7 protein-coding genes are annotated in these 13,205 nt (G+C 59.6%); all 7 read left to right on the top strand.

All coding sequences use genetic code 11. The features are described from left to right. Positions 1-21: 21 nt before the first annotated feature. A complete protein-coding gene (locus FTW19_RS03640; RefSeq protein ID WP_147646376.1) occupies positions 22-750 on the top strand; it encodes an SIMPL domain-containing protein in 729 nt (242 codons plus the stop codon). Between the two features lie 112 nt (positions 751-862). Further along, positions 863-1,408: a hypothetical protein gene (locus tag FTW19_RS03645; RefSeq protein ID WP_147646377.1), complete on the top strand. Its 546-nt coding sequence runs from the start codon at positions 863-865 to the stop codon at positions 1,406-1,408. Positions 1,409-1,663: 255 nt separating this feature from the next. Beyond that, positions 1,664-2,362 (top strand): site-2 protease family protein, encoded by a 699-nt coding sequence (locus FTW19_RS03650; RefSeq protein WP_147646378.1) that lies wholly within the window; start codon positions 1,664-1,666, stop codon positions 2,360-2,362. Positions 2,363-2,501: 139 nt separating this feature from the next. Further along, positions 2,502-3,593: a tryptophan--tRNA ligase gene (gene trpS, locus FTW19_RS03655; protein ID WP_147646379.1), complete on the top strand. Its 1,092-nt coding sequence runs from the start codon at positions 2,502-2,504 to the stop codon at positions 3,591-3,593. Positions 3,594-4,009: 416 nt separating this feature from the next. Further along, positions 4,010-7,549, top strand: coding sequence for a carboxypeptidase-like regulatory domain-containing protein (locus FTW19_RS03660; protein WP_147646380.1), 3,540 nt, complete (start codon positions 4,010-4,012; stop codon positions 7,547-7,549). Positions 7,550-7,998: 449 nt separating this feature from the next. Then, positions 7,999-9,606, top strand: coding sequence for an ABC-F family ATP-binding cassette domain-containing protein (locus FTW19_RS03665; RefSeq protein WP_147646381.1), 1,608 nt, complete (start codon positions 7,999-8,001; stop codon positions 9,604-9,606). A 261-nt stretch (positions 9,607-9,867) separates the two neighbouring features. After that, positions 9,868-13,155: a TonB-dependent receptor gene (locus FTW19_RS03670; RefSeq protein WP_147646382.1), complete on the top strand. Its 3,288-nt coding sequence runs from the start codon at positions 9,868-9,870 to the stop codon at positions 13,153-13,155. Positions 13,156-13,205: the final 50 nt, after the last annotated feature.

Genomic DNA, 13,205 nt, shown 5'->3' on the forward strand with positions numbered 1-13,205 from the left:
CAGGTAAGGAGTTTGACCCCGATGAAGTCCCCCCTCTTCGCTGTTGTCCTGTTATCCGCCGCCACCATTGCCGCGCTGGCCCAGACGCCGACGCTGCAGATCAATAAAGAGAACCGTACGATCTCGGTCTCCGCCACAGACTCTGTGACCACCGACGCCGATCTGGCCGTCGTGCACGTAGGTTTCCAGGTGCTGGGCCGCGATGAGCAGGGAACCTATGCCGAGGGATCGCGCGTCTCCAACGCCATCATGTCGGCGCTAACCGCTACCGGCGTGGAGAAGGCATCGATCGAGAGCGAGAATCAGAACCTCTCGCCGTTGAACGACTTTGAGATCAAGCAGCTGCCTCCAGACCGCGCCGCGAATCGCTTCCGCCTGGTGCAATCGTGGATCGTGAAGACCTCACCGGAGTCTGCGGCCAAGGTACTGGATACAGCCGTCAAGGCCGGAGCCAACCAGAGCGGAGCCATCGACTGGCAGTTGAAAGACGAGTCGGCGCTTGAGGCCCAGGCGGCAGCCAAGGCTCTGGCCCACGCACAACGTATCGCTGAGCAGATGGCCGCCGGTCTGCATTCGAAGCTGGGACCACTGGTCTACGCCAGCAACGAGGCTCCGCAGATTCCGCGGCCGATTCCCATGGCGCGCATGGCCATGGCTGCCGCTCCCAGGGCGGAGGCCCAACCGCTGGCAATCAACAGCCGTAAGGTGGAGCGTGCCGCCACCGTGACTGCCATCTTCGCAATCGAATAAGGCATTTTTCCTGTAGGGCGTATGCATCTATGGGCGTTTTCCGCAATGAAAACGCCCTGCACGCTTCTCCCTGGAATACCCAGCAACAGGAAAAATGCTCTAAACTGCCGCCATGCCAGCGACCGACCTCAGACCGACGCCCGAAGCAGAGATCATCTTCAAGAAGTGGATCGCTCACCTGAACGACGAGTTCACCCGGCACGAAGGCTATGAGCGCCGTGCCGAGATCGTGCGCGATGAGCTGCACCAGATCGTCCTGGGACGGCCGCACGGCGGCCGCCTGAACTCCACGCTGGTGACCGAGCTGCCGATGAATGTGCTGATCGAGTCGCTGGACCCGCGCAACCTCACCTTCGAGGCAGAGCTGCTGCCGGAGGTGGATGCGGCACGCTTCTACCCGCGCAAGCCGCTGCTCTTTTTCTGGGAGGCCTTCGACCGCTCGCCGCTGGGGCTGAATCACTGGCTGGGAAAGAGGTTCCGCTGCATGCTGGCGCGTCACATCTTCGCTTCAGCCGGCAAAGGCCTGGAGCTCTGCTCGGGCATCCGAATGACCTTCGGCTACAACATCACCGCCGAGGAGAACACCCTAATCCGCCGCGGTGTCGTGCTGGACGACCGCCAGCCAATAACCCTGCGCGGCGAGATTACAGCAAAGTAACCCATACTGCTTTTTGTCATCCTGAGCAAGGCGAAGGACCCGCTTTCCGGGCTTATCCGAGTAAGAAGTACCGGTAGAAAAGCGGATTTCTCCGCTCCGCTACGAAATGACAAAAAGACGGTTCGAGCTTCGCTCGAATATCCCACATAAGCTTGCACCCCAGCGAACGGAGTTCGCCGGGACCCCGCGGCGCGTATGTGGGGCACCCAGTGTGGTGGCTCCCTCGCGCTGCTACCATCTCAATAAGAGCCATCCATGAATCAAGAAGTCCTTCTGATCCTGTTCGAATTTGTCGTTCTCGTGTTCGCCTTCTGCATTCATGAGGCGGCGCACGCATGGATGGCCAACCGCCTTGGTGATCCGACAGCGCGGATGCTGGGACGCATCACGCTGAACCCGGTCAAGCATATCGATCCGTTTGGTTCGGTCATCATGCCACTGATCGCGATGTTCTACCATATGCCGCTGATCGGCTGGGCCAAGCCCACACCGGTCACGCCACGCAACTTCAAGAACTACAAGCGCGACGACATTCTGGTCACGCTGGCTGGGCCTGCCTCGAATCTGTTTGTAGCGACGTCAAGCCTGCTGCTGCTGCTGATCATTAAGCATGCAACGGCAGACGGCGGACGGTCTGTCCTGACGGCGGTGATGGTGGCGTTCCGCATTCCCCAGGCATCGACCGAAGGGCTGCCGGCGCTGTTTCCCATTGCGCTGCTGCTCTACTTCGGCGTGCTGATCAATCTGTCGCTATTTGTCTTCAACCTGATTCCGCTGCCTCCGCTCGATGGCAGCAAGGTGCTGCGGCACTTCCTTCCCTACTCGGTGCTGGAGACCTACGACCGCATCGGTATGTTCTCCATCCTGATCCTGATGTTTCTCGGCGGCCGGCTGATCTCCATCGGCCTGAACCCGCTGCTGGGCACCTTCAACAGCCTGCTGCTGGGCATGTAGAGCGTTTTCCCTGTTGCTGGGTATGCCGGAAGGGTGTGCAGCGGCGTTTCATTGCGGAAAACGCCCATAGATGCCGAAGCCCTACTCTACACCTACAGGGAAAATGCTCTAACGCTGATTTACCATCATCTTTTCAATCATGGCCGAAACCTCTGTCAGCAATTCGCGCCGCCGCGTCCTCTCCGGCATGCGGCCTACGGGCAAGCTCCACTTGGGCAACTACATGGGAGCGCTCTATAACTGGGTCCGCCTGCAGGATCAGTACGACTGCTTCTTCTTCATCGCCGACTGGCATGCTCTAACGACCGACTATGCCAATCCAGGCAATGTGAAAGAGAAGTGCTTCGAGGTCGCTTTGGACTTCCTCGCCGGCGGTCTCGATCCGGAGAAGTGCGTCATCTTCCGGCAGTCGCATGTGCCGGAGCATGCTTCGCTGCACCTGCTCTTCAGCATGTTTACCCCGCTGGGCTGGCTGGAGCGCGTGCCCACCTACAAGGACCAGCAGGAGCAGCTTCGCGAGAAGGATCTGGCGACGTATGGGTTCCTGGGCTATCCGCTGCTGCAGGCTGCTGACATCCTGCTCTACAAGCCGGACTTCGTCCCGGTCGGGCAAGACCAGGTGGCGCACGTGGAGCTCACGCGCGAGGTGGCGCGGCGCTTCAACCAGCTGTACGACTCACGCTGGAGCGAGGCGATCGCACAGGCGGAGTCCGACAAGGAACGGATCAAGGCTGAGGTCTCGGCCAACAGCCTGATTGAGCTGACCTTCCCGGAGCCGCAGGCGCTGCTGACTCCCTCGCCAAAGCTTCCCGGCCTGGACGGCCGCAAGATGTCCAAGAGCTACGGCAATACGCTCATGCTGAACGAGTCGGAAGCCGACATCCGCGCCAAGCTGAAGACCATGGTCACCGACCCAGCGCGAGTACGGCGCACCGATCCGGGCAATCCGGACGTCTGCCCGGTCTTTGACCTGCACAAGGTCTTCTCGCCGGCGGAGAAGCAGGCCGAGGTCCGCGAAGGCTGCACAACAGCCGGCATCGGCTGCATCCAGTGCAAGGGCTGGCTGGCCGACAACGTCGTTGCCGAGCTGGCTCCCATCCAGGAGCGCCGGGCAAAGTACGAAGCAAACCCCCACCTGGTAACAGAGATCCTGGAAGCCGGCGCCGCCCGCGCCCACGCCAAAGCCGCAGCCTCCATGAAAGACGCCCTGGTTGCACTCGGAATGGAGTAGCAGCCCGCCAGATTCAACGCTTTACGAAGCCCTCCCGCTCGCGGGAGGGCTTTTTCGCGCATGGCGCGAATGTAGTGCTTAAGGGACCGGCTTCAGCCGGCCCGTACCCAAGCCATAAAGGAAAGCGGTTTTAACCGCTGAGGTCACTGTCTGGGGTCCCGATTAACTCGACGTACCCATGCCGGGTGCCCTATATCTGCGTAGCAGATGTGGGATCATCGCGCGTTCAGCGCGATCCGTCTTGCTGTCCTCAATAATTCCTACTCCAGTACCTCCCTTCAAGGCCCTCTCTTTTTCCTGTTGACAAAATTTGGAACAAACCACGATACTCGCTGACCTAAGTGGACTGACCAATTAGTCCGTTTCCCAAAATACCCAAAACAGCTAAAACAAGAGTTTCTGTTCAGAGGCCCTTTATGTATCAAAGGATAAAAACGTTTCTTGCGACCTTCGCTCTTCTGGCATTCACCCTCCCAGTTGTCGCCCAAAGTGAACGTGGCGCAATTACTGGTCGGATCACAGATAACACCGGAAGCATCCTTCCGGATGCCACCATCACGCTGCGCAATGAGGCGACCGGCGTCCAGCAGACCACCAAGAGCAACAACGACGGTGTCTACACCTTTCCCAGCCTGAACCCCGGCAGCTACACCCTGACGGTGAACCGCACCGGTTTCAAGCGGCTGGAGCGTATCCACACCGTGGTCGACGTGAACGCCACCAACCAGCAGGACGCCGCGCTGGAGATCGGCGAGACCTCCGAGGTGGTAGAGGTGCGCGCCGGCGTGCAGCAGTTGCAGGAAACCACCGGCTCCATGGGCATGATCGTGGAAGAGCGGTCGATCCAGGAGCTGCCCTCCATCTACGGCAATCCATTCACGCTGCAGAACCTGGCGCCGGGCATCATCCCCTCGGGTGTGAATCCGAATATCCATACCTACGACAGCGGCACTGCCAACGTGTCGGTAAACGGCTCGGTGCTGAACTCGCTGGAATACCGTCTGGACGGCGCTCCGGATAACCGTATCCGCCTCTCCGCTTACACGCCCTCGACCGAGTTCATCAACCAATACAAGGTGGAGACGTCGTCGTACGACGCGTCGCAGGGGCACTCTGCCGGCGGCTTCGTGAACGTCGCTCTCAAGTCGGGCACGAATGCATTTCACGGATCGGCCTTTGGCTACTACCAGAACCCTACGCTGAATGCGAACTACTGGCACCTGGGAAGCCAGCCCACCGCGAAAGCAGTCTGGCTGCGCGAGGGCGGATCGGTAGGCGGCCCGGTGTGGCGTGACCACGCCTTCTTCTTTACCGGCTGGGAGCACTCACGGGCCGCGACGCCGAACGTGCTGACCTTCGGCGTGCCTCCCAGTGCCTTCCGCAACGGAGACTTCTCGGCGCTGCTGCCGAAGTATCAGCTCTACGATCCGTACTCCAGCCGCACGGTGAACAGCAAAGTAGTGCGCGATCCGTTCCCGGGAAACATCATTCCCAGCTCGCGCATCAGCCCCATTGCAGCGGCAGCGTTGAAGTATTACCCGACGCCGAATACGGCCAGCAGCGATCCGGCGGGAGCCAGCAACTACTCCTACGCCGGCGCCGAGCCGGATTATTACTACGCCTACGTTGTCCGCAGCGATGTCGCGATCTCGAACCGGCAGTCGATCTATGGCCACTATGTGCAGAGCCGGCGCCTGCAGCCGGGCAAGAACGCCTACTTCGGTCAGGTCTCCGGAACAACGCTGACCTACCAGAACAAGGGCGCTGCGATGGGATATACCTTCGTGCTCTCGCCGACCACCGTGCTCGAAGCCCGTCTCTCATGGACGCGTTTTGTGAACCAGAACGTCGTGCCGTCACAGGGCATCTTGAATGCGACGTCGATCGGTATGCCTGGTTATCTGGTCAACGGTCTCGGACCGAATGCGCAGGCCTTCCCGCGCCTGGACATCACCGGATACCAGTCGCTGAACTCGGATAATGGTGTGATCTCACACAACGACATCACCATGGGTTCGGTGCAGATCTCCCGCACGATGGGACGCCACTTCCTGCGTACCGGCTATGAGTACCGGATGTACAACGTGAACGCCGGTATCACGACGCAGTCGAACGGCCGCTATCAGCACTCCGGCATTTACACGCAGTCAACCAGCGGCGGCTCGGCGAGCATCGACTACTCGCTTGCACAGTTTGAAATGGGCCTGCCGAATACTTCGGCCGTCACCATCAACTCTGACCTGGCAGTGCGGTCAAACTACATGGCCGGCTGGTTCCACGACGACTTCAAGGCGTTGCCGAACCTGACCATCAACCTGGGGCTGCGCTACGAGTATGAGGGTCCGAACAGTGAGCGCAACCAGAAGGCGAACACCTACTTCGACTTCAACACGGCGAATCCTATCGCAGCGGCGGCACAGGCGAAGTACGCCACCATTGCGAGCTCGAACTCGACACTGCCGGCGGCTTCAGCCTGGACGGTTAACGGCGGTCTTCGCTTCCTCGGTGACCAGGGCCTCGACCGCAAAGACTACGACGCACAGAAGCTGATGCTGCTGCCTCGTATTGGGTTCTCGTGGCGCTTCATGAATAACACCGTGATGCGGGGCGGCTACGGCCTCTTTGCCGACTCGCTCAGCACCTTCTACCTGTCGGGCGGCAACGCCGGATCGACTTCTACCTTCCTGCTGCCGCAACAGGGCTTCACCGCGACCACCTCGCAGTCTGCGAGCACGGATAACGTGACCTTCACCGCGCCGATCTCCAACCCGTTCCCCTCCGGCATTGCGCAGCCGACCGGAAACTCGCTCGGCATGCAGACGTTCCTCGGCAACTCGGTCACCTTCCAGCCGAGGAATCCGCAGATGCCCTATAACCAGCGTTGGAGCTTCGGTTTCCAGCGTGCCTTCGGCTCCTGGCTGGCGGCGGTCGACTACGTCGGCAACCATGGAGTGCATCTGCCGGTGAACAAGGAGTTCGATCCGGTGCCAAAGCAATATCTCTCCACCGCAACCAACGGCTATGACGTGGATGCAACGACGAAGATGTCGGCGACGGTGACCAATCCGTTTCAGAACATCGTTCCCACGACGGTCTCTCTGGGTTCCGGAAAGACGGTTGCTGTCTCGCAGCTTGTGCGTCCCTATCCGGAGTTCACCGGTGTGACGGCGTATATGACGAACGGCATGTCCATCTATCACTCGCTGCAGGCACAATTGCTGCGGCGCTTCTCCAATGGAGCCTCGTTCACCTCGGCCTTCACCTGGTCGAAGTCGCTCGATGCGACGCAGTACCTGAACAACTCCGACTCCAGCCTGTGGTACGGAACCTCGAGCAACGACCGCACCTTCCGCTTCGCCACCTCAGGCATCTACCAGTTGCCCTTCGGCCGCGGGCGGCAGTATCTGCACGATAACGCCTTTGTCTCCGCCCTGGTCGGCGGATGGCAGATGCAGGGTGTCTACCAGGTGCAGAGCGGGCAGCCGTTGTCGTTTGCCCCGGCCAGCAACAGCCCGCTGTACAAGGGCACGAATCCGGTGGATGCGGCCTGGGGCCGCAGCGGATACAAGGCTTCGGCGGCGGCGCAGGCAGCCGGTGTGGCCGGTTACTGGTTCAATATCAATAGCTTCGTGACGAAGACGACCAGCACGCAAACCAGCGGCATTGACACGAGCGCGACTCCGAACCAGTACCAGGTCCGCACCTTCCCGATTCGTTTCAGTGGTTTGCGGGCCGACTTCCTCAACCAGTGGGATATGGCGCTGCAGCGGAACTTCTCGCTGGCGCGGTTCTATGAGCCGCTGCAGCTCCAGTTCCGTGCAGAGGCGACCAATCTGCTGAACCATCCGGTCTACTCGACTCCGAGTACCGACTGGACCAACACGGCCTTCGGCCAGGTAACCTCGCAGGCCAACCAGCCACGGGTCTGGCAATGGGTAGCAATCGTCCGTTTCTAACAGGTGGGTCGAAAACTCAAAACAACCTATGTCCTGGGCCACCATCCATCGCAACGCGATGGATGGGACAAACCCCAAATAAATCAGTAGGTGCTCTAAACGCACAATTAACTAAACGGGGCGGCATTTGCTGCCCCGTTTTCGTTCGCGCGTAGCGCGAATGCCGTGCTTAAGGGGACGGCTTCAGCCGTCCCGTATCCGCTAGCAAAAGAAAGCGGTTTTAACCGCTGAGGGCAATGTCTGGTGTGCCGTATCCCACCCATCGCGCTCTCACCCCAACGAACAAAGGTTCGTCGGGGACCCCGATGTGCGATGGATGGGGCACCCAGTGCGTAGGTTATTCCGGACAAATCCGTACGCTCCCTAACCCACAATTCATCAAAAAGGGCCGCATTTGCCGTCCCTTTCCCGCTTTAACGCTGGACAACGCATGAGAAAATAAAAGACGAATGATCTCCGTTTCCAATGTCTCCATGCGTTACGGCTCGAAGGTTCTCTTTGAGGACGTAAGCACCACTTTTATCTCGGGCCGCCGGTATGGTCTCACCGGTCCGAATGGCGCCGGTAAGTCCACCTTTATGAAGGTGCTTACGGGCGAGCTCGATGCCCAGAAGGGCAACGTCGTCCGCCCCAAGAAGCTGGGCGTGCTTCGTCAGGACCAGTATGCCTTCGACGCCTACCGCGTCATCGACACCGTCATTATGGGTAACAAGGCCCTGTGGTCTGCTCTGGAAGAACGCGACCACCTGTACGAGAAGGCAGAGCTGACGGACGACGACGGCATCCGCCTGGGTGAGCTGGAAGGCGTGATCGGCGAAGAGGACGGCTACGAGGCTGAGTCCAACGCCGCAGTATTGCTGCAGGGTCTTGATATTCCCGATGAGCTGCATGAGCGCAAGATGGGCGAGCTGCAGGGTGGCCAGAAGGTCCGTGTCCTGCTGGCGCAGGCGCTCTTCGGTAATCCGCAGGCGCTGCTGCTGGACGAGCCTACGAACTATCTCGATCTTGAGTCCATCCACTGGCTGCAGGACTTCCTGGTCCGCTTCGATGGCACGCTGATCACTATCTCGCACGACCGCCACTTCCTGAACTCGGTCTGCACCCACACCGCCGATATCGACTATCAAACGATCATCACCTACACCGGCGGCTATGACGACATGGTGCTGCAGAAGACGCAGGTGCGTCAGCGTATCGAATCGCAGAACGAGCAGCGTGAGAAGAAGATCGCGCAGTTGAATGATTTCATCGCGCGCTTCTCCGCCGGTACACGTTCGTCGCAGGTGAACTCGCGTAAGAAGGAAGTGGAGCGCCTGCAGACCACAGAGCTCGCACGGTCGAACATTCAACGCCCATATATCCGCTTCGATCAGCTTCGTCCTTCGGGCAAGCACATCCTGGAGATCGAGCACCTCTCGAAGTCGTACGACCAGCCGGTCTTCAAGAACTTCACCTCGGCGGTCATGCGAGGCGACAAGGTTGTCCTGATCGGCCGTAACGGAACCGGCAAGACGACGATGCTGAAGTCGCTGCTGGCCGGCATGGCAGAGACCGATGACAAGGAATTCACCCGCGATCACGGGACGGTGAAGTGGGGGCATGAGGCCAATATCGGCTACTTCGCCCAGGACCACACCGGCACCGTGACCAAGGGTATGACGGTCGCCGACTGGCTGCACCAGTTCGATGAGAAGGCTACGGAAGAAGATATCCGCGGCATTCTGGGGCAGATGCTCTTCCGCGGCGAAGAGGGCCTGAAGAAGACTGAAGCTCTGTCGGGCGGCGAGCAGGCAAGGCTGATCTTCTGCAAGCTCATGCTGCAGAAGCCCAACATCCTGATCTTTGACGAACCCACCAACCACCTCGACCTGGAGTCGATCAACGCCTTGAACCAGGCGCTGCAGAAGTTCGAGGGAACGGTTCTTCTGGTGACGCACGATGAGGATCTGATCGACGAGGTCGCGACCCGCATCTGGCACTTCCAGGACGGCAAGGTCGAAGACTTCAAGGGACCGTACGCCGAGTACCAGCAGGTCCTGGCTGCCGCAGCAAAGTAACTTCCCGCAAATCATCACCGTTTGTATTGCACTGGGACACGCCCCTGCATGCGGACGGTGAGGTTTGCACGTATGAATCCTTCCGATTCTTTTACTTGACAACCCGTCTGCGGTCACTGACCGTAGATCTAACACCTGAAACAGGTTTTCGGGCGTAGCCGCGTCCAGCGAGCGCGCCACGAGTTCCCGGGATTTATTGACCGATAGAACCGCTTCGAAACCTTTGATTTTTGTTTCGCCCTTTTGAGGAGTGACGTTTCCATGAAGATTGCAAAGATCTGTAGCACACGTGTATTCGCGGCTGTGCTGACTGCCGGTATGTTGGTTATTCCGGCGTATATAGCCACACCGCGCGCGCTGGCACAAACCGCTGCGACTGGTACGATCTCCGGAACCATTACGGATGCCTCCGGCGCCGCAGTTCCGAACACCACGGTCGTCATCACGAACACCGACACAGGCGCAAGCCGTACGGTCACCACCAACAACGACGGCGACTATAGCTCAACCTTCCTGCAGCCGGGGCACTACGAGATCGTTGCCGGCGGTACCGGCAACTTCGGCAAGGTTACGCGCAAGAACCTCATCCTGACCGTAGGTCAGACCCTGAGCGTGGATGAAAAACTTCCCGCAGCCTCGGTCTCTCAGGACGTTACGATCTCCGACGTTTCCCCTCTGATCGACAGTGAAAAGACAGAGATCTCGCAGACCGTTGATCAGCAGCTCGTCTCCAATCTGCCCGTAAACGGTCGCCGCTGGGATAACTTCGTGCTGCTCACCACCAACGTGGTGCCCGACGGCAACAGCGGTCTGATCTCGTATCGCGGTATCTCCGGTCTGTACAACACGAACCTGGTCGACGGCGCTAACAACCAGCAGGCCTTCTTCTCGGAAGCCCGTGGCCGCGCGATCGGCTCTCCGTATGTCTTCTCGCAGGACTCCATCAAGGAGTTCGCCTCTTCCGCTTCCGGTTACTCCGCGGAGTTCGGCCAGGCGGCTGGCGGACAGGTCAACGCGATCACCAAGAGCGGTACCAATACGATCCATGGTGACCTGTTCTACTACCTGCGCTATCCGACGCTGAATGCGCTTGACCCCTTTGCGAAGTTCACGGGACGCAACAGCAATCAGCCCTTCCTGTTGACGCCCACGGTTCGTCAGCAGCAGCAGTTCGGTGGCTCTGTCGGCGGTCCCATCATCAAGGACAAGCTCTTCTACTTCTTCACCTATGACGGCTTCCGCAAGGTGAACCCGCTGCTCTACACCAGCTCGATCACCGCGTCCCAGCTTGCCGGATACACTTGCCCCACGTCCACGGGGGTCAGCCCGACTCAGTGCGATGCCGCCAAGGCATATATCCTCAGTGGTCAGACGGCTGTTTCGCGCAACGTCACGCAGGATATCTTCTTCCCGCGCCTTGACTACCAGCTCAACGGCAACAACCATATCTCGGTGAACTTCAACTGGCAGAACTACAAGCAGCCGAACGGGTATACGACGTCGGCTACTGCCAACAACAGCTCAGCATCGACGAACGGCCGCGCCGACTTCCACGAGCGCTTCCTGGTAGCCAACTGGGAGAGCGTTGTCTCCCCCAAGTCCGCAAATACAGTGCGCTTCCAGTGGTCGCGCGATCTTGAGACCACCGGAGCGAACGCACCTGGGCCGAGCGTAACCATTAGCGGTCTGTTCGCCTACGGCATGCCGAACGCCCTGCCTCGCGGAGCCTTCCCGGATGAACACCGCTGGCAGTTTGCCGATATCTTCTCGACAGTGCACGGCAAGCACTCGCTGAAGTTCGGTGCGGATATTAACCTGATCCACGAGCAGCTCTCGAACCTCTTCCAGGGCGGCGGTATCTACAGCTACTCCCAGGCAACTCCTCTGCTCTCGTTCCAGTCATGGGTACAGGATGTCTATGGTATGAACGGCGGACGTCACTACAACACCTTTACCCAGGTGAACGACCCCATCACCCATGTGGGCGCCGATGATTTCTGGAACAAGAACATCGCCGGCTTTGCCGAAGATGCCTGGAAGCTCCGCAACGACTTTACGCTGACCGTAGGTGTCCGTTACGACGTGCAGTTGATTCCTGCGCCTCCCCGTCCTTACACCAACAGCTACAACGGCGTTGCAAGCCCGCTCGGCAACTACTACACCAACACGATCAAGAACAACATGAAGATGGTGCAGCCGCGTATCGGTTTCGCGTGGTCTCCCATCGACGGCATGGTGGTTCGTGGCGGTTACGGCATGTTCTACGGCCTGACCTCCGGATCGACCCTGTATTGCACTCGCGTGGAAAATGGCGTCTATCAGCAGCAGTACACGGTAGGACCGGGGGCCGCCGGAGCGCCACAGAATATGGGCGTTCTGTTCACGCCTCCCGGACCGGCTCTGGCTGCTCCCTTCGCCGGTGCTGTGACTCCGACTGTACAGAACACGGGCGCCGGTGCAATTCCGCTCTCGTTCCGCGGCCAGGACCCGAACTTCACCAATCCTTATACCCACTCCATCGATCTGGCAGTCGAACAGCGTCTGCCGGGCAACGTGAGCTTCACGATGTCGTACATCGGTACGCGCGGCATGCGCCTGCCGTACTTCATCGATGCCAACCTGCCGCGGTCAACCTCCTCGAAGACCTGGGACATCATCAACTCAACCGGCGTTACCCAATCGACGATCAAGGTGCCCTTCTACTCGGGCACGCGTCCGTCGCCGAACGACGGCATCATCCTGGTGGGTTTCAGCGGCATCAACTCCTGGTATCACTCGGGAGCCTTCTCCATCCGCAAGCCCTTCAGCCACGGTGTTGAGCTACTCGCCAACTACACCTGGGCGAAGGCCATCGACGGATCGCAGGTCTCCGGTCAGAACGGTACCTTCAACGGAACGAACGCGATCTCCGATCCGTTCAACCTGAAGAACCCCGGAACTCTGAACGAGTACGGACGTTCGGATCTCGATATGCGCGGACGCTTCGTCGGCAGCATCGTCTACGCTCCGACCTTCGGTCTCTCCAACTCCATCCTGCGCTATGCGGCAAACGGCTGGACGGTCTCCGGAACGGCGACCGAGCAGACCGGGCTTCCGCTGACGCAGTTCGTGTCCAACTTCCTTTCCGCTGCCAACGGTGGCGGTATCGACGGTGGTGTAACCGGCGGCGTGGTCAGCCTCTTCGCTTCCAGCACCGGCGGCCGCGCTCCGCAGTATAGCCGTAACAATATCCCTGGACCGGGTATCCGCAACGTAGACGCCCGCGTGTCGCGTTCATTCCCCATCCACGAGAGCGTCAAGTTCGAAGTCTTCGCAGAGGTCTTCAACCTGGCGAACCGTCGCCACATCATCGGGCAGAGCACCAGTGCATTCTCGGTTCTGCCAACCTTCAATACGGCGTCTGCTCCGTCACAGGCTGGTGCATGTCTCGGCCACTCGAACTCGTGCATCGCTCCGTTCACGGCAACCCCCTTCGGTGCGCCGACCTCGACCAGCTCGGTTCTCTTTGGACCGCGTCAGGTTCAGGTGGCAGCCAAGCTGTGGTTCTAACGAACGAACAACAGCAAAGCCCCGGTTTAGGCCGGGGCTTTGTCATCTTT

Origin of the sequence: Terriglobus albidus, from assembly GCF_008000815.1 — a bacterium.
Classification (GTDB): Bacteria; Acidobacteriota; Terriglobia; order Terriglobales; family Acidobacteriaceae; genus Terriglobus; species Terriglobus albidus_A.